Origin of the sequence: Neisseria zalophi (assembly GCF_008807015.1) — a bacterium.
GTDB classification, from domain to species: Bacteria; Pseudomonadota; Gammaproteobacteria; order Burkholderiales; family Neisseriaceae; genus Neisseria; species Neisseria zalophi.
This window is the reverse complement of the sequence record NZ_CP031700.1, coordinates 339,662-364,100: the sequence shown is the minus strand read 5'-3', so window position 1 is coordinate 364,100 and position 24,439 is coordinate 339,662. Positions and strand designations below refer to the sequence as shown.

Genomic DNA, 24,439 nt, shown 5'->3' with positions numbered 1-24,439 from the left:
GTTTAATTAATAAACAAGAGGCCGTCTGAAATCCTTTCAGACGGCCTCTTGTTTATTTAAGTTGCATAACAACCTAGTTTTTTACTTTAACGCTCAAAATGCAAAAACTGAATATGCCGTTCATATTGATTCAAAATATCAATAATGATTTGCTCTTTGGTGTAGCCGACAATATCGTAATCCTGACTGCCTTCAACCAAGAATACTTCGGCACGGTAATAGACTTCTTGTTCGCCTTTCGGTGCCAGATTAGAAGCCTGACTCAAAGCGAATACCGGTTTAACGGCTTCTAATAAGCGGACTTCATATAAGAAATCAATTTCTTCACCATGCAATACAGCCAATTTCAAGGCACGGTTTTCTTTGTCTTCCGTGAGCCTGCTTTCAATGCCTTTTTCCTGCAATTCATGCGCTACTTCCAGCATAGCCGGTTGCAAGCTTTGAGTCATAAAGCGCGAAGCATCTTCGGCATCGGGGAAGTTCACCAAGCGGCTTAAACGGTTGCGCCAGTTGCGGCCGTTATCCAATACCATTGCGCGGTCGATAAGGTTGGCTTTGCGCTTGTTGCCTTCTTGTTGCAAGCATATCCACAAAGAAATCATGTAAAGCACCAAAATAAGCGAGAACGGCAAGCCTGCGACAACCGATACCGATTGCAACGAGCCAAAGCCGCCGGCAAAAAGCAGGCCGAGGGTGATTAGGCCTGTGGCAGCCGCCCAGAATAGGCGCATCCAAATCGGCGCATCGGCACCGGAAGCAAGGTTTTTCGAGCTTAAGTTTGCCAATACCAGCGCGCCGGAGTCGGCAGAGGTAACAAAGAAAATCAAACCGATTACCACCGCCAACAACGACCACATAGAGGAAAGCGGATAATGCTCAAGCAGTGCGAACAAGCCCATTGCCGGGTCTTGCAGGGCGGTTTCGCCTAAAGCCACCGCACCGTTATTCACCATTTCAATGGCGCTGTTACCAAAAATCGAGAACCAGGCAAAGATAAAGCCAAGCGGGATAAACATCACGCCGAACACAAATTCACGCAAAGTACGGCCGCGTGAAATGCGGGCGATAAACAGGCCGACAAACGGCGCCCATGCTACCCACCATGCCCAGAAAAATATGGTCCAGCCTGATTTCCATTCCGCGCCTTGATCACCGTTATAGGCATACACTTGGAAAGTTTTGCCGATAATGGTTTGGAAGTAATCACCGATATTTTCAGTAAGCGCGTTCAATAGGAACACGGTCGAGCCCATAAACAGCAGGCCGATTAGTAGAACAGTAGCGCCCAACATATTGATTTCAGAAAGACGGCGCACACCGCGCTCCACGCCCGACATCGCCGATAATCCGGCCACAATCACCACCGAAACAATAATAATGGCTTGTACCATTTTATTGGTCGGAATACCGAATACATGGTTCAAACCCGCATTGGCCTGCAATACGCCGATACCGAGACTGGTGGCAATACCGAGCAGGGTACACACCACACCGAAGGTATCAACGGTGTGCCCCAGCCAGCCTTCAGTACGTTTGCGGCCAAAAATAGGCATCAAAGCACTGCGCAGGGCAAGCGGCATGTCTTTGCGGTAAGCGAAATACGCCAGCGCCATACCGATTAAGGCGTAAATACCCCAACCGTGCAAACCCCAGTGTAAGAAAGTTTGCGCCATCGCCGCCCGTGCCGCTTCGGGTGTACCGCCCTCGCCGATATTGGGGGTGAGATAGTGGGTCAGCGGTTCGGAAGCACCGAAAAACAGCAAATCGATCCCGATACCGGCCGAGAACAACATTGCGGCCCAAGCCAGATAGGGAAAGTCGGGACGGTCTTGGTCTTTACCCAATTTGATATCGCCATAGCGCGATGCGCCGACAAAAATAGCGAAAATCGAATAAGCGGCCACAACCAGCATGTAATACCAGCCGAATTTATCCGATATCCAACGCAAAGCGCTGCCGAGCACATTTTCGCTGAGCTCGGGGAACATAATCGTAAATACGATAAGGGCAACAGATGCTACCGAAGCGGCGGTAAACACGGTTTTGTTCACCGCCAGCTTCGGTAGCTCCGCTTCCGTGTGATTAGAGGCATTATGCATGCGTTCTCCTTATATTATTTTAAAATCAAGAACAATAAGTTTCAGACGGCCTCAAACAGCCTGTGAGGCCGTCTGAATAAACATGATCAAACTGTTTGTTATGTTCTCCTTTTTCAGACGGCCTAAACCATAACGGCCATCCGGCGACAATCAATTAATGCCGCTTGGTTTTCAGACGGCCTCCATACGATACTTTAGGCCGTCTGAAAAATATTTAACTACTGCGCTTGGCTTCTCCGCGCACCGGCGCATCTCCGGCCACATAATAAGCCGCAGTTGATTTGGGCAACGGTTGGCGGCCACGGATTTTGTCGGCGATTTTTTCTGCCAACATAATGGTGGTGGCATTGAGGTTGCCGGTAATAATGGTCGGCATAATCGAAGCATCCACCACGCGCAAGGCTTCAATGCCGTGTACGCGGCCTTCATTATCCACCACAGCATCATTGCCCTCACCCATCGCACAGGTGCAAGAAGGGTGATAAGCGGTTTCGGCATGGTTGCGCACATATTCGTCCAGCTCGGCATCGCTTTGCAGATTGGCAGCCGGGGTTATCACGTCGCCGCGATAACGGTCGAGCGCAGGTTGATTCATAATCTCGCGCGTGATGCGGATGGCGGCACGGAATTCTTCCCAATCCTGTTCATGGCTCATATAGTTAAACAGAATGCTCGGATGCTCGGCCGGATCGCGTGATTTCAGTTTAATACGGCCGCGGCTGGGCGAACGCATCGATCCAACGTGTGCTTGGAAACTGTGCGACTTGCTGGCATTGCGTCCGTCGTAGCGAACGGCAATGGGTAGAAAATGATATTGGATATTCGGCCAAGCGAATTTTTCATCGCTGCGGATAAAGCCGCCGCCTTCGAAATGGTTGGTTGCGCCAAGGCCGGTGCCCATAAACATCCATTCGGCACCGATAGCGGGTTTGTTCCACCAGTTTGTTGCCGGTGCAATCGAAACCGGTTCTTTACATTCATACTGCATGTAAAGCTCGAGATGGTCTTGCAAATTATTGCCTACGCCGGGCAAATCAAGAATTTCGCTCACGCCGGCTTCTTGCAACCATGCCCCGGGGCCGACACCGCTGCGTTGTAAAATCTGCGGCGAAGCAATCGCTCCGGCACACAACAACACTTCACGGCGGGCATCAATGCTGTGCGTTTGCCCTTTATGGCTGAAACGCACCCCCCGCGCCCGTTTGCCGTCGAATAAAATCGTGTCGGTCAGTGCGCCGGTGAGAATGGTTAGGCGGTCGCGGTGTTTGGCCATATCCAAATAACCGCGTGCGGTTGAAGAACGGCGGCCATTAGGCGTTACAAAACGATCCATCGGGCCGAAACCTTCCTGCTGATAGCCGTTTAAATCGTCGGTTCGCGGATAGCCCGCATCCACACCGGCCTGAATCATCGCTTCAAACAACGGATTCACGCCGGGCTTAGCGGTGGTTACATGCACCGGGCCGCTGCCGCCGTGGTAATCGTTTTCACCGGCATCGCGCTGTTCTGCTTTTTTAAAATAAGGCAGGCAGTCGAGATAAGTCCAATCTTCCAAACCGGGCTGTTGCGCCCAATTATCGAAATCCATCGCATTGCCGCGGATATAACACATACCGTTAATCAACGACGAACCGCCCAAACCTTTACCCCGCCCGCAATCCATACGGCGGTTGTTCATATGCGGCTCGGGATCGGTTTTATAACCCCAGTTATAGGTGGTGCCTTGCAGCGGCATTGCCAATGCGGCCGGCATTTGTGTGCGGAAATCCAAACGATAATCTGGCAGACCCGCTTCCAGCAGTAATACGGAGACATTTTCATCTTCGGTTAGCCGTGCAGCCAACACATTACCGGCACTACCGGCACCGATAATAATGTAGTCGTAAGCAGTTTTTAATGACATTAAGCTTCCTTCTTTCTTTATCTTTTAAAATAAACTTTATAGAGAATTCGTGTTAACCGTATTGTATAAAATCAAATAATTTAAAAATAAAAATTATTTACATACAACACTTTAACTAATTAAATATTTATTAAAACTGGTTCTATCATCAATATAAATCAAATATAGCCATTACAATCATTATCTGTATGGTTTTTATTGGTATCAATATAACAAAAATAGGTTATTCATTTATTTTAGTGAAAAATAAAGCCAATATTTACAAAACATTAACTTATATTGAATAGTGTTTTTCTTCATATTTGTTGTATTCACCGAAAATTTCTTTACTATGTCACAGAATAATAAAGCAGTTTAAAGCAATTGATGATAAAACATCACAAAATTCAGTTCTTTTGCAACTAATTTAACTATTACCAAAATTAATTACTTGGTAAATTTGCTTTAAGCAACATATCATCTTATGATGGTTATCGTAAATTATTTCGAGCAGCTATATACATATAGACATATCATGCATTATTGATATTTCATTTTATGAATATTAACATATTTAATATTTTACAATATTCGCTCCGATACAATTTATTTATGCCTCCAAATAATTTTATATATTAAGGATATAAGCATGAGTTCAAACAAAAACTTATTAAACACTCCATCAGAAGAAAAGGAAAAATCCGCTTCAGCCATTCTGAAAGACAACGGCATCTCCAGACGCAAACTTTTAGCTGCCGGTGCCGGACTGGGTGCATTGCCCTTATTGGGAACCCGCGCATTTGCGGCCAATAACAATTCTGCGGCTGCTGCAGCTACGGCAACACGTGCCCGCTCTTCTGCTTACGGTGCCAGCACAGCAGAGAAAGCAATTAAAGTTGTCGGCTTGGACCGTTTGGAAAAAGAAGCCAGCAAAGTCATTCCTAAAGCAGGTTTCGCATTCGTATCAGGTGCTGCCGGTGCTGAATGGACCATGCACGAAAACCGCCGTGCTTTTAATGATTACCGCATTGCCGCCAAGCGTTTGGTTGGTTTGTCTCGCGACGACATCGATATCTCTACCAAATTACTGGGCTTGAATATGCCTTCTCCTGTTATGGTTGCACCTATGGGCGCACACGCCATGGTTCACGAAAGAGGTGAAATCGATACATCCCGCGGTGCCGGCCTAGCCAATACCTTATACTGCTCATCCGGTGCATCAAATGCTACTTTGGAAGAAATCGCCCGCGCCACTACCGGCCCAAAATGGTTCCAGTTGTATTACAACAATGACGAAGCCGTTACCCGCTCACTGTTAACCCGTGCCAAAAAAGCCGGTTTCACTGCTATCATTTTAACTGCCGATGCCTTAGGCCCGGGTCAACCTGAAGAATTCCAAGCTATGGGCAGCCCTTTCCGTCCGGATAGAAACTTCGGTAACCACGATCCGAAAAAAGGCGGTTCAGGCAACTTCTTTAACCAAAAAACATCATTAACCACTAAAGACGTTCAATTTATCAAACAATTTACCGGCCTGCCTGTGATTGTTAAAGGTATTTTGCGTCCTGACGATGCTGACAAATTCATCCGTGCCGGAGCCGATGCCATTCAGGTTTCCAACCATGGTGGCCGCCAAATCGACGGCGTTCCTGCCAGCATGACTGCATTGCCTGCTATTGCTAAAGCGGTTAACAAACGTGTACCGATTATTTTAGATGGCGGCGTTCGCTATGGTATCGATATTGTCCGTGCTATTGCCATGGGTGCCGATGCTGTTGCCGTGGGTCGTCCTATGCTTTACGGTTTGGCTATGGGCGGTGCTCAAGGTGTGAAATCAGTCATTGACTACCTCAACAACGACTTGAAATCTGCCATGTTGTTGTCTGGCGCGGCCAAATTGTCTGATTTAAACTCAAGCTATATTGACATCGTTGGTGAAAACGAAAAATTTGACACCTACAATGGCTAATCTTGAATCTATAAGATTGTAAAAGCTAGAAAGCCGGGTATATTGCCCGGCTTTTTTATGGCTTAAGCCGTCTGAAAAAATAATTTAATAGTATTCAACTAAAAAGCTGCGTTCGTCATTGAAGCAGCTTTTTATCGATACAAAACAATATCACTGCTTTTTTACTGCCATAAAAGCCGATACTCCAACGGTATAGGCTGAGTTATATTGGGAAATAACACAAGCTATTCTCAGAATACCGACTGATAATCGCCCAATTCAACCTGCACCGATTTGGTTTGCGTATAGTGCATGAGGGTTTGAATACCGTTTTCGCGACCAACACCCGATTGTTTATAACCGCCTACGGGCATTTGCGCCGGCGATTCGCCCCACGCATTCACCCAACAGATACCGGCCTGAATCTGACCGATCACACGGTGGGCGCGCTTAATATCACGCGATACCACGCCTGCCGCCAAACCATATTCGGTATTGTTGGCGCGGACAATCACTTCTTCTTCGGTGGTATAGGGCAAAATACTCATTACCGGGCCGAAAATTTCTTCGCGGGCAATCGCCATTTCATCGGTGCAATCGGTGAATACCGTCGGCGCCACATAAGCCCCCTGCGCCAATGCACCATCTTGCAAACGGGTGCCGCCGGTGAGCAATGTTGCGCCTTCCGCTTTGCCTTTTTCAATATAGCCCAACACTTTTTCCATATGCGGGAAGCTGGCCAACGGGCCGAAATTGGTTTGCTCATCAAGCGGATCGCCGATACGGATACGTTCCACACGTTCTAAAATTTTGGCTTCGAAAGCAGACTTCATTTTCACCGGCACAAACACGCGGGTACCGTTGGTACACACTTGGCCGGAGCTGTAAAAATTGGCCATCATGGCAATATCGGCCGCCAGATTTAAATCGGCATCGTCGCAAATAATCAGCGGTGATTTGCCGCCCAGTTCCATCGTCACATCTTTTAAGGATGAAGCGGCTGCTTGCGACATCACTTTTTTACCGGTCACCACGCCGCCGGTAAACGATACTTTGGCAATCTGCGGATGGGTGCTCAATGCTTCACCTACGCGCCAATCGCCCTGCACCACGTTAAACACGCCATCGGGCAAACCTGCTTCGGTGAAAATTTCCGCCAGTTTTAAAGCCCCGCTCGGCGTGACTTCGCTGGGCTTGAAAATCATGGCATTGCCGGCTGCCAAAGCCGGTGCGGCTTTCCACATGGCAATCTGAATCGGATAGTTCCACGCGCCGATACCGGCCACCACGCCAAGCGGCTCTTCGCGGGTATAAACAAAGCTGCTTTCGCGCAACGGAATTTGGCGGCCTTCGATAGCCGGCACCAATCCGGCATAGTATTCAATTACGTCGGCACCGGTTACCACATCTACATACAGCGTTTCCGACAACGGTTTGCCGGTATCCAAGGTTTCGATTTTGGCCAATTCGTCATTGCGTTCGCGCAAAATGGCTACGGCTTTTAATAAAATACGGCTGCGTTCTACCGCCGTCATCGCCGCCCAAATCCTTTGTCCGGCAATTGCGGCCTGTACGGCACTTTCAATTTCATCAGCACTGCTTTGCTGAATCTCGGCCAGCACTTCGCCGTTGGCAGGATTAATGTTTTGCAGGGTTTCGGCTTGTGGGTTCTCGGCAATATAGGCGCCGTTAATATAGGCGGTTAATTTTTCCATATCAGGTAATCTTTCTTAGCAGATGCCCAACCGGCTTGAAACTTGGCGGTTCGGACGGATAAATAAAACGAATACGGCAGTAGAAACATTTAGAGGCTTTGATTTGTGTTCGAGCATAGAAAAGCAGCAGGCTGCCGTATATAGGTGTGCAAATAGTCACTTTGCGTTATTGATATTTATTTTTCTTTATAACATATTTCAGACGGCCTGTCATAGCGTCGGCGATATGATGAGGCCGTCTGAAAGACTCTTCAGACGGCCTTTTTAAGAAAAATCAAACACGGTTTCAAGCGATAGAAAAATACCGGTAAAACAGCGGCAATCGATAACGAAAAACGGAAAATATGTTATAAATAGGCTTTTCAACCAACACTTTCTTTGGAGCAATACGATGGAATTAGTATTTATCCGCCACGGGCAAAGCGAATGGAATGCCAAAAACCTGTTTACCGGCTGGCGCGATGTAAAATTAAGCGAAAAAGGTTTGGCGGAAGCGGCCGAAGCCGGACGGAAATTGAAAGAAAAAGGCTATTTATTCGACATCGCGTTCACTTCCGTTTTAACCCGTGCCATCAAAACCTGCAATATCGTGTTGGAAGAATCCGACCAATTATGGGTGCCGCAAATCAAAACTTGGCGCTTGAACGAACGCCACTACGGCCAGTTGCAAGGCTTGGATAAAAAACAAACCGCTGAAAAATACGGCGACGAGCAAGTGCATATCTGGCGCCGCAGCTACGACACCTTACCGCCCCTGCTCGACAGCAACGATGAATTTTCAGCACACAACGACCGCCGCTATGCCCACCTGCCTGCCGATGTGGTGCCCGACGGTGAAAACTTAAAAGTAACCCTAACGCGCGTCTTGCCCTTCTGGGAAGACCAAATCGCCCCCGCTATTTTGAACGGCAAACGTGTTTTGGTCGCCGCACACGGCAACAGCCTGCGTGCTTTGGTGAAACATATCGAAGGCATTTCCGACGACGATATTATGGGCGTTGAAATTCCAACCGGCCAACCGTTGGTATACCGTTTGGACGACAATTTGAAAGTATTGGATAAATTCTATCTTTAATTCAATTGCATCTGATTCAATCAAATGAAAGGCCGTCTGAAAACCATTCAGACGGCCTTTATTGATTTTATTCAGTGATTTAACACAATACTTTTCTTTTAAGAGGCAACGCGCTTCAACAGTTCGTCTGCCAAAGCCAAATAAGCCACCGTGCCTTTGGCTTTGGCATCATAAGCCAAGGCGGGCATACCGTGGCTGGGGGCTTCGGCCAAGCGCACATTGCGCGGAATGGTCGTTTCAAAAAGCTGTTTGCCGAAATGCGCCTGAAGCTGTTCGGAAACCTCTTGCGACAAGCGGCTACGGCTGTCGTAAAGTGTGCGCACAATGCCGAGAATATCCAGCTTCGGATTAATCGCTTGGCGGATTTTCCGAATGGTGGCAACCAAATCCGAAATCCCTTCAAGCGCATAATATTCGCACACCATCGGCACAATCACGCCGTTGGCCGCCACCAAGCCGTTTAAGGTCAGTAGCGTCAGTGTGGGCGGGCAGTCTATCAATATAAAATCATAATCATCCGTCACCGCAGCCACGGCGTTTTTCAAACGCATTTCGCGGGCAAGCTCCTGAACAAGCTCCACTTCCGCTCCGGCCAGCGTGCGGTTGGCCGCCAAAATATCGTAGCCGCCGTTTTTGCTGTGCAATAAAGCCTCTTTAATTGTGGCCTCACCCAATAAAACCTGATAAATGCCGCTGGAAATATTGCTTTTATCGATGCCGCTGCCGGTGGTGGCATTGCCTTGCGGGTCGAGGTCGATAACCAATACGCGTTTTTTCTGCGCCGCCAATGAAGCGGCTAAATTCACCACGGTTGTGGTTTTGCCGACCCCGCCTTTTTGATTGGCAACGGCGATAATATTGATGCCCATTCTTATGCTGCCTGTTTTTTAAAGTTGGCTGAATTGTACCGTTATTTGCCGTCGAATGGTAAAAAGGCCGTCTGAAAGGTGTGATTCTAATAATAAATAAAATAGCAGCAGATATTTAGAAAACCTGTAAAAATGCTAGATAACCATGAAAATAAGCTGCAAAAGCACAAAGCCGCTATATAACTAGCGGCTTTGTGTTTCGGTTTTGAGTATTTTGGTGTAAAGGGAACAAATTTTCTCGTATACGCGCACTCCGATTTAAATAAGATTTAAGAGGGATAAAAATGAGTTTAAGCTATTTGGGTGTTTAATGGACTCGGCATTAGGATGTCTGCCAAGTGTCTTTATTTTGCAATAAATAATAATAATTATCAATAATAAAAACAAACTAAATTACTTTGTTTTTATAAGTATATGAAAAACAACATAATTTAATTTTTATCCATGCTGTTTTTTTAATATTACTCATAGCCAAACTTAACCAAACTGCCCACAATCGGGCTGTAAATCCCGTATAATATCCCCATATTACAAACCCACTTCATAATAAACAGATACCTCGATATCTGTTTGACGGAATCAGAAAATGCCTCACACCTACCAAACCGTACAACGTGATTTATTGGAAGCCAACCAACTTTCACCTGAAATACTCAGCCGTAACCTCAAGATTATCGGCAGTCATCATGTGGATTATGCCGATATTTATTGCCAACGCACTGCTTTTGAAAGCTGGCACTTAGAAGAAGGGATGGTGAAATCGGGCAGTTTCCAAATAGACCAAGGCGTCGGCGTGCGGGCGGTGTCGGGTGATAAAACCGCGTTTGCCTATGCCGATAGTTTGGATACCTCTTCGATTGAACGCTCCGCCCAAGCCGTGCGGGCAATCGGGGCGGCAGGCGGCCAAACGGCTAAGGTTCAGATTCCCACGCCTTATTACGGCAAACAGATCCATACTATGGACAATCCTATTAACGGATTAGATTCCGCCGCCAAAGTGGCACTCTTACACAAAGTCGAAGCCTTGGCCAAAGCGGCCGACCCCCGTATCGTACAAGTGATGGCGGGGCTGACCTGCGAATATGATTTGATTTATATCGCCCGCTTGGACGGCAAACATGCCGCCGATATCCGCCCGATGATCCGCCTGAATGTAACCGTGATTGCCAAACAGGGCGACCGCCGCGAACAAGGCAGTGCCGGTGGCGGCGGGCGTTACGGCTTGGATTATTTCGACGACGAACGCATCAGCAGCTATGTGCAAAAAGCGGTGAAACAAGCGCTTACCAATCTCGAATCCCGCCCCGCTCCGGCCGGCGCCATGACGGTTGTTTTGGGCAACGGCTGGCCGGGCGTGCTGCTGCACGAAGCGGTAGGGCACGGTTTGGAAGGGGATTTTAACCGTAAAGAAACCAGCGCCTTTGCCGGACGCATCGGCGAACGTGTTGCCGCCAAAGGCGTTACCGTCGTGGATCAGGGTGATATTAGCAACCGCCGCGGTTCGCTTAATATCGACGACGAAGGCAACGAAACCCGCCGTACCGTTTTAATCGAAGACGGTATTCTAACGGGCTATATGCAGGATGAAACCAATGCCCGCTTAATGGGCGTGCCGGTAACCGGCAACGGCCGCCGTGAAAATTATTCGTCCGCCCCCATGCCGCGCATGACCAATACCTTTATGGAAAACGGCAGCCATGATCCGGAAGAAATTATCGCTTCGGTCGATAAAGGGATTTACGCCGTAAACTTCGGCGGCGGCCAAGTGGATATTACCAGCGGCAAATTCGTGTTCAGCGCTTCCGAAGCGTGGTGGGTCGAAGGCGGCAAGCTGCAATATCCGGTCAAAGGCGCCACCATTATCGGCAACGGCCCCGATGTGTTGAAACACGTTTCCATGATCGGCAACGATACGGCTTTGGATAGCGGCGTGGGCGTGTGCGGCAAAGACGGCCAAAGCGTACCCGTCGGCGTTGGTCAGCCGACGTTGCGGATTGATTCCGGCCTGATTGTCGGCGGCAGCGAAGTATGATGTTGCATCATCAGGCCGTCTGAAAATATGTTCAATACAATGCTTTAACCATAGGCCGTCTGAATGTTTCAGACGGCCTTTCACATTCAGATTTCATCCTATTTAAACAGCCAAAGCGGCCGCCACTATCCTAGCACTGTGCAGCTTGTATAATAGCCCCACCCGTCGGCTACGGCCGCTTTCCGGATAATCGCTCATGGCACGCCCCCGTTTTATTTCCACCTTACTCATCGCCCTGTTGCCGCTGGGTTTTCTGGCCGTAATGGTTGTGGCGCCGCTGATTGCGCTGGCACTATACGACAACGCCAGCCCGGTGTGGCAGGTGTTGCAAGACCCTTACATTCAAACCCGTATCGGCTGGACGACCCTGCAAGCATTGATTACCTGTCTGCTCACCTTATTAACCGGCGTGCCGATTGCTTGGGTGTTAGCTAGGTTGGACTTTCGGGGGCGGCGTTGGATTTTGCGGCTGCTGATGCTGCCTTTTGTGATGCCGACCTTAGTGGCCGGTATGGGTGTATTGGCGCTGTTCGGTCCGCACGGTTTATTGTGGGCGGGTTGGGACGGCACGCCTTATTTATTGCTATACGGCAATGTGTTTTTCAATCTGCCCGTACTTATCCGCGCGGCCTATCAGGGCTTTTTACAAGTGCCCGCCGCACGGCTCTATACGGCGCAAACACTGGGTGCGGGCACTTGGCAACGCTTTTGGTATGTGGAAAGGCCGGTATTGCAGCCTTGGCTGGCCGGCGGCATGTGCTTGGTGTTTCTGTATTGTTTCTCAGGATTCGGGCTGGCAATACTCTTGGGCGGCAACCGCTATGCAACGGTTGAAGTGGAAATTTACCAACTGATTGCCTATGAATTGGATATGGCGCAAGCGTCGGTATTGGTTTTGCTGGTGTTGTGTATTACCGCATTGGCAGGGCTGCTTTACGCTTGGTTAAGCCGCCGTACCGCAAGCGGCCGCAGCATACAGCCGTTGCCGCCGTCCCCGCCCCGAAGCCCTGCAGCCAAAGCGCTGTTGGCCACTGCATGGCTATTGTTGATCGTGTGTTGTGCCCTGCCTTTATTGGCAGTATTGCTCCAAGCCGTTCAGGCCGGCAGCTCTTGGCAGGTATGGCGGGAAGCGGACACCCTGCATGCGGTATGGAATACGCTGCGCTTTACTTTTTCGGCCATGCTGTTGGCCATGCTGCTCGGCATTTTCCATGCCGCATTGGCTCGAAGGGCGGCATGGGTGCGCGGGCTGACTTTTCTGCCGTTTATGGTGTCGCCCGTTTGCGTGGCTTTCGGCCTGCTGCTGCTCTATCCCGAATGGACGGCTTCGCTGCCTTTATTGGTTTCCACCTACGCGCTGTTGGCCTATCCTTTTATCACCAAAGACCTACTGGCCGCATGGGACGGCCTACCCGCCGGCTATACGGCAGCCGCCCGCAGTATGGGCGCGACACCTTTTCAGACGGCCGTTTCGGTTACCGCCCCTTTATTGCTGCCCTCATTGCGGCGCGGCCTCACATTGGCCGCCGCCACTTGTGTGGGCGAATTTGCCGCCACCTTATTTTTATCCCGCCCCGAATGGCAAACACTTACCACTTTAATCTATCATTATCTCGGTACGGCCGGTGCCGACAATCACGACCGCGCCATGGTGCTGACGGCCATTTTAATGTTTATCGCCTTTATCGTTTTTATCTTGCTCGATGCCGTTGAAAAACGCGAACAGGCCGTCTGAAAAGGAATCCGCCAATATGCTGCAACTCAAACACATTCATAAACACTATGGCGAAAAAACCGTTGCCGACGATATTAACCTTGAAGTCGGCGACGGCAAACTATTGGCCATCCTCGGGCGTTCCGGATGCGGAAAATCCACTTTATTAAAAATAATCGCCGGATTGGTGCAAGCCGATAGCGGCGAAGTATGGATAAACGGCACCGACCATACTCAGCTGCCGCCCGAGCAACGCGGCATTTCGCTGGTGTTTCAAGATTATGCCCTACTGCCCCACCTCAACACCCTGCAAAACGTTGCTTTTGGTCTCAAAATGCAAGGCATCGGGCGCAAAGAATCCTATCCCAAAGCCATGGAAATGTTGGCCGAAGTGGGTTTGGGCAACGAAGCACAACGGCGGGTGGAAAGCCTTTCCGGCGGCGAACAGCAACGTGTCGCCCTGGCGCGCGCTTTAGTCACCGATCCGAAACTGATGTTGCTCGACGAATCTTTTTCCAGCTTGGATACCGGCCTGCGCCACCATTTGCGGCAATTTACCGCCGACCATATCCGCCGCCGCAATATCCCCGCCGTGATGGTGACCCACGACCCGGAAGAAGCATTTACCCTCGCCGACCATATCGCGCTGATGGATAGCGGCAAAATCCTTCAGACGGCCACACCAGACGCCTTGATTAACCGACCGGTGAACGCACGGGCAGCGCGTTTAATCGGTGCTTATAATGTGAACGACACCCACTATATTCCCCAACAAGCACTGCATTTCAACCAAGCCGGCGGCACCATCTGCACCGTAACCCAATTTTCCCGCCTGCCCGACCGCAACCTGCTCGGTATGCAACACCCCCAATACGGCGAAATCTTACTACTGCCCGACCCCGCCCAAACCGAAGGCTTAGACCTGCAAACCGGCAGCCAATGGCCGCTGCGGGTAGACGAAGATAAAATTGTATGGTTCGACCGCTGAAATACCAGGAAGCCGTCTGAAACAGTTTGAAAATAAAGGCATTACTTGTATTCATCAGCACGGCTTCCACAATAAAACCATCACGATTTCAAAATCATTAAACTTCTTTGCGGTAACACCTCTTGCCTACCGAAAAACCTTCTATTAAGCTTTAAGCCGTCTGAAACCTCATCATCCAACAAAGGAGCTCTTTATGTCAGTTATCACCCGAACCATTGAATATACCACTGCCGACGGCATGGTTTTTAAAGGCCAACTTTATCTGCCTAATCAAACTGTTCAAGACTTATCCGGCGTATTAGTGGCACCGGAATGGTGGGGCTTGAGCGAACATGTCAAGCATTCAGCCGAGCGCTTGGCAGAAGAGGGTTATGCTGCATTAGCTATGGATTTATATGGCGAAGCACGCTTAACAGATGATGCCGCCCAAGCCAATGAATGGATGACTCAGACCCTGTCTGACCCCACTATTTTGGCGGATCGCACCCAATTGGCTTATGATGCACTGGCCGCACAACCTGAAGTCAACCCACACAGTATTGGTGTTATCGGTTTCTGCTTTGGCGGCCGCGTTGCTTTGGATATGGCACGGCGTGGCATGGATTTAAAAGCGGTTACCAGCTTTCACGGCTTTGTGACATCAGAAGCCCCTGTACAAGAAGGCTTTATTAAAGGCGAATTACTCGTTGAACATGCCGGTCAAGACAGCATGGTTACTATGGATAATATTGCCGCATTCCGCCAAGAAATGGATAACGCCAAAGTACGTTACCATGTTGACATATTCCCCAATGCCAAACACGGCTTTACCAACCCCCAAGCTACCCGAAATGCAGAGAAAAACGGCACCGACTTGGCTTATAACGAAGAAGCCGCTGCCACCGCATGGCAAAATATGTTGAATCTGTTAGAACGTACACTGTAAAAAAGTGCGCGCAAGCCCTTTAATAAAAGCAGATAAGCGGTATTGATACCAAAGCCTATCTGCTTTTATTTTATTCCTATCCGACTGTATGGAGATATCACATTGTTTATATCCCAGCCGTCTGAAATCATCATAAGCCTGAAACAACAACCATTTACAACGTTTTTATTTAAAAAGAAATTTATTAATATCATTACTACATAAAACTACTTAATAAAATAAAAATATTATTTTCAACATCTTAACCCATTCATTATCATTTTATAAAAATAAAAATAAATTTCTTTTTATTTCAATAAATTAATCTATTCTTATATTAAAAGCATATAAATTATAATTTTTACATTACAACAATAAATGCTGAATAACAACTTATATAAAAATTAAAAAACAAAATTAGCTATTTATTTGATAATAAATGCCAAATATTTTAAAAATATAATTATCTATTCATTTTAAAAGCTGGTATGCCCTTGTTTGAACATCTTGGCAAGCCTGAAAAAAAAAGGTACATTCCGACTACACCGAGTTACAAGAATGATGTACACCGGTTATCCAAAAATCAAGCGAGAACAAAGGAGTTACTTAAATGGCAAATTATCAAAACGAGATTAAAGTTGCAGACGAACTGAAAACCCAGCATGGCGAGGGTTGGCACAATATCACCCCCGAATATGTTGCCCGTATGCGTTTGCAAAACCGCTTCAAAACAGGTTTGGACATTGCTAAATATACCGCTGCCATTATGCGTAAAGACATGGACGAATATGATGCCGACCATGCCAAATACACCCAATCGCTAGGCTGCTGGCACGGCTTTATTGCCCAGCAAAAAATGATTTCTATTAAGAAACACCAAAAAAATACCGCCAAACGCTATATCTACCTTTCAGGTTGGATGGTTGCCGGTTTGCGTTCTAAATTCGGCCCCCTGCCCGACCAATCCATGCACGAAAAAACCACCGTGCCTGAACTAATCGAAGAAATCTACACATTCCTGCGTCAAGCCGACGCACGCGAATTAGATCTGCTGTTCACCGCTTTAGATGAAGCCAACCGTTCTGGCGACAGTGCCAAAGCCAAAGAGATTCAAAATCAAATCGATAATTTTGAAACCCACGTGGTGCCGATTATTGCCGATATTGATGCCGGTTTCGGTAATGCAGAAGCGACCTATCTCTTAGCGAAAAAAATGATTGAAGCCGGTGCCTGCTGTATCCAAATCGAAAACCAGGTATCCGATGAAAAACAATGCGGCCACCAAGATGGTAAAGTAACCGTACCGCATACTGACTTTTTGGCCAAAATCAGTGCCGTTCGCTACGCATTCTTAGAATTGGGTGTAGACGACGGTATTATCGTTGCCCGTACCGACTCTCTTGGTGCCGGCTTAACCAAACAAATTGCGTTCTCTTCCGAAAAAGGCGACTTGGGCGACCAATACAACAGCTTTTTGGAAGGCGAAGAAGTTACCGATCTTTCACAAATCAAACCGGGTGATCTGATTGTGAACACCAACGGTAAAACCATCAAACCAACCCGTTTGGCGAGCAATCTGTTCCAATTCCGTAAAGGTACCGGTATCGACCGCGTGATTTTAGACTGCATCACTTCGTTGCAAAACGGCGCCGATTTATTGTGGATCGAAACCGAAAAACCGCACGTCGGCCAAATTAAAGAAATGATGGATAAAGTTCGCGCTGTGATTCCGAATGCCAAACTGGTATACAACAACAGCCCGTCATTCAACTGGACACTGAACTTCCGCCAACAAGTGTTTGATGCATGGAAAGAAGCCGGTAAAGACGTTTCCGCTTATGATCGCGCCAAACTGATGAGTGTTGATTACGACGAAAGCGACTTGGCTAAAGAAGCAGATGAGAAAATCCGCACCTTCCAAAAAGATGCTTCACGCGAAGCCGGTATTTTCCACCACCTGATTACCCTGCCGACCTACCACACCGCCGCCCTGTCTACCGACACCTTGGCAAAAGACTACTTCGCAGAAGAAGGCATGCTCTCTTATGTGAAAAACGTTCAACGTCAGGAAATCCGCAACGGCATCGCTACGGTGAAACACCAAAATATGGCCGGTTCGGATATCGGTGACAACCACAAAGAATACTTTGCCGGCGAAGCTGCTTTGAAAGCAGGCGGTAAAGACAACACCATGAACCAATTCTCGTAAGAGAACGGCTTCAGACGACCTTTTACTCCAGGAGGTTTCTGAAGCCGCCCTCTTTATCTGTACGGTTCCGCCGTTACGGTTTTACCGCACAGATAAAGGCAGGCAACAGCCTGTGTAGTATTGTTTGTGAAGCGTAAATCTCTGATTGAGATATTTGGGCAGTCCGTACGGACTGCCTTTTTTTCTGCTTATGCTTTACACGGCCGATAAATCATTTTTTTCAGACGGCCCAATTTCCATCCCATCAAAAATCGGGCAGATACTCATGCATCTGCCCGACTCCAATATATTTCGCATTCAACTTTGCTGACGGCGGCTATATATCAGTGAAACAATAATAGACACCGCCAAAGCCCCAAACACAATCACCAAAGATAAAGCAATCGGTATGTGTACCCACGGCGTTATTAACATCTTAATACCGATAAAGCTCAACACAAAAGCCAGACCGAATTTCAGGAAAATAAAGCGGTCGGCAATGTCGGCCAATAGAAAATACATCGCCCGCAAACCGAGAATGGCAAAAATATTGGAAGTCAGCACAATAAAGGGGTCGGTGGTAACTGCAAAAACCGCCGGGATACTGTCTACGGCAAAAATAATATCGCTTACCTCCACCATCATCAGCACCAACAGCATCGGTGTGGCAATATACTTGCCGTTTTCAACAGTGAAGAATTTTTCACCATGAAAATTACGGCTCACGGGAACATGCCGTTTAATCCAATTCAGCATTTTGTTTTGAGACAAATCCGTATCTTCGTCTTCATCACTTTCGCGAATCATCTTCACGCCGGTATATAGCAAGAATGCGCCGAACACATAAAGAATCGCCTCGAATTTTTCAACCAATACCGCACCGATAAAGATCATCAACATTCTGAGCACAATGGCGCCGAACACACCATACAGCAAAACCCGGTGCTGATATTTGGGCTGAACTTTAAAATAAGAAAAAATCATTAAAAACACAAAGATATTGTCAACAGCCAATGATTTTTCCAATACATAGCCGGTAAAAAATTCCAGCACTTTCTGCTTAGCCACCACATGCCCGTATAGCGGATTGCCTGCCAGCTCGAAATACAACCAACCGCCGAAAAGGCACGATACACTAATCCATATTAAAGACCATACTAATGCCTCTTTTACGCTGACCTTATGCACACCCGTCTTCTTCAAAGACAGCATGTCGATAATAATCATAATAAAAACGGCAATAAAAAACACCCCGTAAAACAAGGGTGTCCCAACCGAGGGATGCTCAACCATAAAATTCCTAAAATAACGCAATAATCATCAAAGCCGGTTATTCTAGCACAACCGATACCGATAAACCCGACAAAGGGCAATCTCAGGCCGTCTGAAAACAGGTTGGCACTACCAAGTCACATAAAACATCGTTTTTGCCAGCAATACAATCAATATCATATGCACTAATACCGCCCGGTGAATGTATTTAGACCAAGCCACCGTGAGCGTGTCGCGCCGCATTTTGGTGACTGCAATCAAAAAATGCACCAACACGCTAAACGCCAGCAATATTTTCAAAAAAAGCTGGGTATTGAAAGAAGAAGCAAACGGATCGGCGAGTATGGCGGCATAACGGTGTGCCATCGTTAAGCCGGACAAAAATACCCCGCCCACAATCCAAGGCATCACCCGCACCGCGCGGCGGGCAATCGCTTTTTCCACTTCGCGCCGCGCTTCCCGCGACACCTGCTTGCTGTGAACCACCGACAACACCAATGTTTCAAAAAATACCCCGCCCACAAAAGCAATCGCGCAGAAAAGATGTATGATATGTGCAACAGAATAAACGCTCATAAAATATGCTTTCAAACTCTTTCGCAGTTTTAATACTCTTTACATCGAACAATATACCATTATTTGCCCAATATGCCATACTGAGTCATGTCAATATGGGTAGTCCGCTTAATCAACACTATAAAGTTATGAACACAAGCAAACTGCCCTTTAATACCAACACTTACTCTTTCTTCCAGGAGGATATTATGAAATCTACTATCGTTAAAGCTATTGCTTTGCTGGCCGTTGCCGGTTCATTGACTGCTTGCGAAAGCATGTCTCGCACTCAACGTAACACTGCTACCGGCGCCGTTATCGGTGGTGTAGCCGGCAACCTGATCGGTGGCGACACCGGTGCTACTTTAGGTGGTGCTGCTTTAGGTGGCGTAGTGGGTAGTCAAATCAACAAATAAATGACTGCTTAGCCAACGTCAATCAAAGGCCGTCTGAATAAAACCATTAATCCGGTTTGTTCAGACGGCCTTTTTACAACCGGATAATACTGATACGTCATTTTACTAATTCCAAAAAAATGAAAGGTATTCAATCTTTAAATATTATTATTCCACGTGATCAGAATAAAGCATTTACCGTCCTGCCAAATACAAACCCATGAATTCAAAAGATTTTCAAGAAAAATTTATTTTAAAAGAAGGAAGAACAGGTCGTTACGTTGATTTTGATGCCTGTCCATATGGTAGAAACCCAGCTTACCATAGAAATCATTAATTTTAGGATAAATATATGAAAAAGAAATATATGAGAAAGAAATACATGAAGATTTTAAATAGAGACGAGATCATGGAAATTTATTTATTAATAGAGGAATTAAACGATATTTTTCATGATCCGGACAGATTCGGAAATATTAATATAATACAAAAATTTGGAGATGAATATTATCCTACAATTCATAAATTATATTATGAGACATTATGGAATGCATTGACCATAGACCAAAGAAAAGAAATTTTAGGAGAAGATTATGACCATAAAATACGTGGACAATATGATTGATTTGGCAAACTAAAAATATTTATTAAAAATTAGAAAGTTTTTAGTTAGTTGCAGATATTTAAATGCATTTTTATGCATCAAACACCTCTCCTCTGATGCCTAGAAGGCGACTAACAGGCTCAAACATATCACTTTAAAACAGGTTTTCTGGTGGTTTAGATACTGTGTTACCGACTGCCAATCAATCACCTGCTCAAGCTTTACTCAAAGAAAGCGGTCGATGTGTTTGGCAATCATGGCTTGTGCGGTTTGTTGGCAGAAAGCACTCATAAGAAACCCCTTAAATATCTTGGTGAAGAATTTAAGGGGTTTTTTGGTTTTTTTGAAAAGGTCTCAGGCCGTCTGAATCAATCAACTATCTTTATGATTCACTATCACCGTTTTCAAGCAATTTCTTCAAACGATACACCCAATCTAAGGCTTCGCGCGGTGTTAGTTCGTCGGGATGGATAGAAGCCAAAGCTTCCAATGCCGGATTGGGTTCGGCGGTTTCTTCTGCGGTGATATCCGAATCGCTATCTTCATTTTCAGACGGCTGCATGGCAAAGATATCCAATTGCGGGCGGTTGGCGGCGGCTTGGGCTTCGAGTTCGCCCAAATGTTTATAAGCGGCTTTGAGGGCGCGGGCGGGGATACCGGCCAGTTTGGCAACGGCAATACCATAGCTTTTGCTGGCCGGGCCGGGCTCGATATGGTGTAGAAAAACAATATCGCGCCCTTCTTCCAAGGCCGATAAATGCATATTTATAGCGCCGGCGTGGGCTTCGGGCAAACGGGTCAGCTCGAAGTAATGGGTGGCAAACAGGCTGAACGATTTGTTTTTCTGTATCAGATGTTCGGCAATGGCCTGCGCCAGTGCCAGCCCGTCGAAAGTGGAAGTACCGCGGCCGACTTCGTCCATCAAAACCAATGATTGCTCGGTGGCGTGGTGGAGGATATACGCTGTTTCACTCATTTCGACCATAAAAGTGGAACGGTTGCCGGCCAAATCATCGGATGCGCCGATACGGGTGAAAATTTGGTCGATAGGCCCGATTTTGGCATAATCGGCCGGCACAAACGCGCCGGTGTGCGCCAGCAAAACAATCAGCGCGACCTGCCGCATATAAGTGGATTTACCGCCCATATTGGGGCCGGTGAGCAGCATCAGCCGCTGTTTGTGGTCGAGCAAGGTATGGTTGGCGGTAAAATGGCGAACCTGCTGCTCGACAACGGGATGGCGGCCGTTGCCGATGTCGATAAGGGGATAATCGGTAAACACGGGGCAGGCATAAGCGCGCTCTTGCGCCTGTTTGGCAAACGTGGCCAATACATCTAGCGATGCGGCGGCTTTGGCGGCTTTTTGCAATTGTGGCAAGGCCGTCTGAAGATCGGCCAGGAGCGCTTCGTATAATTGTTTTTCCAACGCCAGCGCCTGCTCTTGGGCAGTGAGCACTTTCTCTTCAAAGGTTTTCAATTCGGGCGTAATAAAGCGCTCGGTATTTTTCAGGGTTTGGCGGCGTTGGTAGTCGTCGGGCGCCTGTTCGGCCTGTATTTTCGATAACTCGATATAAAAACCGTGTACGCGGTTGAATTCCACTTTTAAGGTGGATAGGCCGGTGCGTTCGCGTTCGCGTGCTTCGAGTGCCAATAAAAATTCATCGCCGTGGGTTTGAATATGGCGCAATTCGTCCAATTCGGTATTGAAGCCCTGATTCATCACGCCGCCGTCGCGCAGCCATACGGCAGGCTCGGGCAGAATGGCGGCTTTAAGCTTTTCGGCCAGCGGCAGGGTTTCGGGAAAGATATTTTGTAGGGTTTGCAACAGGCTGCCGCCGGTTTCGGGCAGCTTGATTTCGGCCAGCACAAACAAACTATCGCGCAACGATGCCAAATCGCGCGGGCGGGCATTGCCGACGGCAATCCGCGCGGCAATGCGTTCGATATCGGCAATGGTTTTCAGACGGCCCTGTAAATCGGCATGATGGTCTTGCAACTCCTGAACCGCCTGCTGCCGTGCCTGAATATGTTGGCGGCTGCGTAAAGGGTGGTGCAACCATAAAGCCAACAGGCGGCTGCCCATGTGGGTGGCGCATTCGTCCAATACTGAAAACAGCGTCGGCGCTTTTTTGCCGGTGAGGGTTTGGGTGATTTCAAGGTTGCGGCGGGTGGCGGCATCCATGCCGATATATTGGTGGTCGGTTTCCAGCGACAGGCCGTCGAGGTGTTGCGGCAGATGGTTTTGAGTGAGGCGGATATAGTTGAGCAGCGCTCCGGCCGCACCGATGGCGGCGGCATGTTCGTCGGGGTTCAAACCGAAGCCGAGCAGGTCTTGGCTGCCGAAGTAATCGGTGAGCAGTTTGGCGGCGGTATCGGGGGCAAACTGCCAATGGTTGAGCCGTGTGATATTGGCACCCTGAATCTGCGGGGCGGTTTTGCTGTCGGGCAGCAGGATTTCGGCGGCCTGCAAACGCGCCAGCTCGTCAGGCAATTTGTCGGCGGTGGTGATTTTAACTTTAAACTCGCCGCTTTGTAGCGATGCCCATGCCAGCCCGATGTGTTTTTTGCCGTCGCTCACGGCCACAATGCGGTTGGTTTCTTTGTCTTCTAAAAAGGCGCTGTCGGTTAGGGTGCCGGGCGTTACAATGCGCACGACCTTGCGCTCTACCGGCCCTTTACTTGCCCCTACTTCACCGGTTTGCTCGCAAATAGCGACGCTTTTGCCCATCTTCACCAGCCGCGCCAAATACTGCTCGGCGGCATGAAACGGCACGCCGGCCATTTTAATGGGCTCGCCGTTCAGCTGCCCGCGCGTGGTAAGGGTAATGTCAAGCAATTTGGCCGCTTCGACGGCATCATCCAGAAACAGCTCGTAAAAGTCGCCCATGCGGTAAAACACCAGCTTGTCGGTATGCTGCGCTTTGATGTCGAGATATTGCTGCATCATCGGTGAAACGGCGGGTTTGGTCATTTCAGACGGCCTTTGTATTGCAAAAAGAAACGATATTGTAGCAAAAGGGTGAATAGATGAGGCCGTCTGAAAAGGGTTTTTCAGACGGCCTGATGATATTCACTATATTTAAACGGCAGCGGTATTACGAATCACTCTGATGTTGCAGCGGATACAAGTCCAGTTTTTCCATTAGCATGCGGTCGCCGTCTTCTTCGGGGTTTTCGGTGGTGAGCAGTTTGTCGCCGTAGAAAATCGAATTGGCACCGGCCATAAAACACATGGCCTGCATGGCTTCGGGCATGTCGCTGCGGCCGGCGGAAAGGCGTACATAGCTTTGCGGCATGGTGATGCGGGCAACGGCGATGGTGCGCACGAATTCCGTCCAGTCCAATTCTTCGGCATCGGCCAACGGCGTGCCTTCCACTTTCACCAATTGGTTGATGGGCACGCTTTCGGGTTGCGGGTCGAGATTCGCCAAGCTGGCAATCAGGCCGGCGCGTTCAGGGCGGGTTTCGTTCATGCCGACAATACCGCCGCAACATACTTTCAAACCGGCGCTGCGCACTTTGCCTAATGTATCCATGCGGTCTTCGTGTTGGCGGGTGTGGATAATGTCGTTGTAGCGTTCGGGGTCGGTGTCGAGGTTGTGGTTATAGTAATCGAGGCCGGCCTGTTTTAAGTCTTCGGCCATACCGTTTTCGAGCATGCCGAAGGTGCCGCAGGTTTCCAAACCCAAGCCTTTAACGGCCTTGATGATTTCGGATACGGTTTCGACGTCTTTGGGTTTGGGGCCGCGCCATGCCGCGCCCATGCAGAAACGGCTGGCACCGCGTGCTTTGGCGATTTTGGCCTTCTCGACGATTTCTTCCACATCCATCATGCGGGCTTTTTCCAAACCGGTGTTGTAGTGCGCCGATTGCGGGCAATATTCGCAATCTTCGGGGCAGCCGCCGGTTTTGATAGACAGCAGGGTGGACAATTGGATTTCGCGCGGATTGAAATGTTGGCGGTGGACTTCGGCGGCCTGATAAACCAAGTCGAGAAACGGCAGTTCGAACAGTTCTTCCACTTGGCATTTGCGCCAGTAGCGGGCGGTAGGGTGCGGTTTGCGCTCGGTTTTCCGGCGCAGGGCAACAGGAGATACGGTCATGGCGTGTCTTTCTTTCAAGTTTGCAGCGGCGCAATGTCGCTGACGTGCAGGGCTGCAAGCGCAATGTTTGCAGCAGCGGTGTGGTTCAGGCCGTCT

General features: G+C 48.3%; 17 protein-coding genes and 1 pseudogene. 9 read left to right on the top strand and 9 right to left on the bottom strand.

The genetic code is table 11. From position 1 onward, the window contains the following. Positions 1 to 86 precede the first annotated feature (86 nt). A complete protein-coding gene (gene betT / locus D0T92_RS01630; protein ID WP_151049604.1) occupies positions 87 to 2,099 on the bottom strand; it encodes a choline BCCT transporter BetT in 2,013 nt (670 codons plus the stop codon). A 214-nt stretch (positions 2,100 to 2,313) separates the two neighbouring features. Beyond that, positions 2,314 to 4,002 (bottom strand): choline dehydrogenase, encoded by a 1,689-nt coding sequence (gene betA, locus D0T92_RS01625; protein WP_151049602.1) that lies wholly within the window; start codon positions 4,000 to 4,002, stop codon positions 2,314 to 2,316. Between the two features lie 628 nt (positions 4,003 to 4,630). Here betA and D0T92_RS01620 point away from each other — a divergent pair. Further along, positions 4,631 to 5,950, top strand: a complete 1,320-nt coding sequence (locus D0T92_RS01620; RefSeq protein ID WP_151049600.1) for an alpha-hydroxy-acid oxidizing protein — start codon at positions 4,631 to 4,633, stop codon at positions 5,948 to 5,950. A gap of 230 nt (positions 5,951 to 6,180) precedes the next feature. Here D0T92_RS01620 and betB read toward each other — a convergent pair whose 3' ends face one another. Continuing rightward, positions 6,181 to 7,644 carry a betaine-aldehyde dehydrogenase gene (betB, locus tag D0T92_RS01615; protein WP_151049598.1) on the bottom strand — a complete coding sequence of 488 codons (1,464 nt, stop codon included), beginning with the start codon at positions 7,642 to 7,644 and terminating at the stop codon, positions 6,181 to 6,183. Between the two features lie 391 nt (positions 7,645 to 8,035). On the opposite strand from betB, the gene D0T92_RS01610 reads away from it, so the two are divergent. Continuing rightward, entirely contained in the window at positions 8,036 to 8,719 is a 684-nt protein-coding gene (locus tag D0T92_RS01610; protein ID WP_151049596.1) for a 2,3-diphosphoglycerate-dependent phosphoglycerate mutase, read from the top strand. Between the two features lie 98 nt (positions 8,720 to 8,817). On the opposite strand, the gene D0T92_RS01605 is transcribed toward D0T92_RS01610, so the two are convergent. Then, a complete protein-coding gene (locus D0T92_RS01605; RefSeq protein ID WP_151049594.1) occupies positions 8,818 to 9,588 on the bottom strand; it encodes a ParA family protein in 771 nt (256 codons plus the stop codon). Positions 9,589 to 10,174: 586 nt separating this feature from the next. Between D0T92_RS01605 and tldD the strand changes: the two genes are divergently transcribed. The 5 genes from tldD (at position 10,175) to D0T92_RS01580 (ending at position 17,435) form a co-directional block, all read left to right on the top strand. Continuing rightward, positions 10,175 to 11,620 carry a metalloprotease TldD gene (gene tldD / locus D0T92_RS01600; RefSeq protein ID WP_151049592.1) on the top strand — a complete coding sequence of 482 codons (1,446 nt, stop codon included), beginning with the start codon at positions 10,175 to 10,177 and terminating at the stop codon, positions 11,618 to 11,620. A gap of 196 nt (positions 11,621 to 11,816) precedes the next feature. Then, the gene (locus D0T92_RS01595; protein ID WP_151049590.1) at positions 11,817 to 13,355 is read left to right on the top strand and encodes an ABC transporter permease; all 1,539 of its coding nucleotides are present in this window, start codon (positions 11,817 to 11,819) and stop codon (positions 13,353 to 13,355) included. Positions 13,356 to 13,371: 16 nt separating this feature from the next. Further along, positions 13,372 to 14,322, top strand: coding sequence for an ABC transporter ATP-binding protein (locus D0T92_RS01590; protein ID WP_151049588.1), 951 nt, complete (start codon positions 13,372 to 13,374; stop codon positions 14,320 to 14,322). A gap of 193 nt (positions 14,323 to 14,515) precedes the next feature. After that, on the top strand, positions 14,516 to 15,247 hold the full coding sequence (locus D0T92_RS01585; protein ID WP_151049587.1) for a dienelactone hydrolase family protein: 732 nt from the start codon (positions 14,516 to 14,518) through the stop codon (positions 15,245 to 15,247). Between the two features lie 589 nt (positions 15,248 to 15,836). Next, on the top strand, positions 15,837 to 17,435 hold the full coding sequence (locus tag D0T92_RS01580; RefSeq protein ID WP_151049585.1) for an isocitrate lyase: 1,599 nt from the start codon (positions 15,837 to 15,839) through the stop codon (positions 17,433 to 17,435). Positions 17,436 to 17,732: 297 nt separating this feature from the next. Here the strand turns inward: D0T92_RS01580 and D0T92_RS01575 are convergent, their stop codons facing one another. Both D0T92_RS01575 and D0T92_RS01570 read right to left on the bottom strand, forming a co-directional pair. After that, positions 17,733 to 18,707: a TerC family protein gene (locus D0T92_RS01575; protein ID WP_151049583.1), complete on the bottom strand. Its 975-nt coding sequence runs from the start codon at positions 18,705 to 18,707 to the stop codon at positions 17,733 to 17,735. 108 nt (positions 18,708 to 18,815) lie between these two features. Then, the gene (locus tag D0T92_RS01570) at positions 18,816 to 19,262 is read right to left on the bottom strand and encodes a CopD family copper resistance protein (RefSeq protein ID WP_151049581.1); all 447 of its coding nucleotides are present in this window, start codon (positions 19,260 to 19,262) and stop codon (positions 18,816 to 18,818) included. Positions 19,263 to 19,450: 188 nt separating this feature from the next. Between D0T92_RS01570 and D0T92_RS01565 the strand changes: the two genes are divergently transcribed. Together D0T92_RS01565 and D0T92_RS01560 are read left to right on the top strand one after the other, a co-directional pair. Then, entirely contained in the window at positions 19,451 to 19,657 is a 207-nt protein-coding gene (locus tag D0T92_RS01565; RefSeq protein WP_151049579.1) for a glycine zipper 2TM domain-containing protein, read from the top strand. 331 nt (positions 19,658 to 19,988) lie between these two features. After that, positions 19,989 to 20,261 (top strand): hypothetical protein, encoded by a 273-nt coding sequence (locus D0T92_RS01560; RefSeq protein WP_151049576.1) that lies wholly within the window; start codon positions 19,989 to 19,991, stop codon positions 20,259 to 20,261. 141 nt (positions 20,262 to 20,402) lie between these two features. Here the strand turns inward: D0T92_RS01560 and D0T92_RS01555 are convergent. From D0T92_RS01555 to bioB, 3 genes and pseudogenes are all read right to left on the bottom strand, one after another. Further along, positions 20,403 to 20,531 (bottom strand): annotated as a pseudogene (locus D0T92_RS01555) (IS5/IS1182 family transposase); the annotation flags it as partial. A 91-nt stretch (positions 20,532 to 20,622) separates the two neighbouring features. Continuing rightward, the gene (gene mutS / locus D0T92_RS01550) at positions 20,623 to 23,211 is read right to left on the bottom strand and encodes a DNA mismatch repair protein MutS (protein ID WP_151049574.1); all 2,589 of its coding nucleotides are present in this window, start codon (positions 23,209 to 23,211) and stop codon (positions 20,623 to 20,625) included. A gap of 124 nt (positions 23,212 to 23,335) precedes the next feature. Then, entirely contained in the window at positions 23,336 to 24,343 is a 1,008-nt protein-coding gene (gene bioB / locus D0T92_RS01545) for a biotin synthase BioB (RefSeq protein ID WP_151049571.1), read from the bottom strand. Positions 24,344 to 24,439: the final 96 nt, after the last annotated feature.

Bases quoted from the DNA above. Each gene is read 5' to 3' on its own strand.
- betT (WP_151049604.1), bottom strand. From the start codon at position 2,099: ATGCATAATGCCTCTAATCACACGGAAGCGGAGCTACCGAAGCTGGCG.
- betA (WP_151049602.1), bottom strand. From the start codon at position 4,002: ATGTCATTAAAAACTGCTTACGACTACATTATTATCGGTGCCGGTAGT.
- D0T92_RS01620 (WP_151049600.1), top strand. From the start codon at position 4,631: ATGAGTTCAAACAAAAACTTATTAAACACTCCATCAGAAGAAAAGGAA.
- betB (WP_151049598.1), bottom strand. From the start codon at position 7,644: ATGGAAAAATTAACCGCCTATATTAACGGCGCCTATATTGCCGAGAAC.
- D0T92_RS01610 (WP_151049596.1), top strand. From the start codon at position 8,036: ATGGAATTAGTATTTATCCGCCACGGGCAAAGCGAATGGAATGCCAAA.
- D0T92_RS01605 (WP_151049594.1), bottom strand. From the start codon at position 9,588: ATGGGCATCAATATTATCGCCGTTGCCAATCAAAAAGGCGGGGTCGGC.
- tldD (WP_151049592.1), top strand. From the start codon at position 10,175: ATGCCTCACACCTACCAAACCGTACAACGTGATTTATTGGAAGCCAAC.
- D0T92_RS01595 (WP_151049590.1), top strand. From the start codon at position 11,817: ATGGCACGCCCCCGTTTTATTTCCACCTTACTCATCGCCCTGTTGCCG.
- D0T92_RS01590 (WP_151049588.1), top strand. From the start codon at position 13,372: ATGCTGCAACTCAAACACATTCATAAACACTATGGCGAAAAAACCGTT.
- D0T92_RS01585 (WP_151049587.1), top strand. From the start codon at position 14,516: ATGTCAGTTATCACCCGAACCATTGAATATACCACTGCCGACGGCATG.
- D0T92_RS01580 (WP_151049585.1), top strand. From the start codon at position 15,837: ATGGCAAATTATCAAAACGAGATTAAAGTTGCAGACGAACTGAAAACC.
- D0T92_RS01575 (WP_151049583.1), bottom strand. From the start codon at position 18,707: ATGGTTGAGCATCCCTCGGTTGGGACACCCTTGTTTTACGGGGTGTTT.
- D0T92_RS01570 (WP_151049581.1), bottom strand. From the start codon at position 19,262: ATGAGCGTTTATTCTGTTGCACATATCATACATCTTTTCTGCGCGATT.
- D0T92_RS01565 (WP_151049579.1), top strand. From the start codon at position 19,451: ATGAAATCTACTATCGTTAAAGCTATTGCTTTGCTGGCCGTTGCCGGT.
- D0T92_RS01560 (WP_151049576.1), top strand. From the start codon at position 19,989: ATGAAAAAGAAATATATGAGAAAGAAATACATGAAGATTTTAAATAGA.
- mutS (WP_151049574.1), bottom strand. From the start codon at position 23,211: ATGACCAAACCCGCCGTTTCACCGATGATGCAGCAATATCTCGACATC.
- bioB (WP_151049571.1), bottom strand. From the start codon at position 24,343: ATGACCGTATCTCCTGTTGCCCTGCGCCGGAAAACCGAGCGCAAACCG.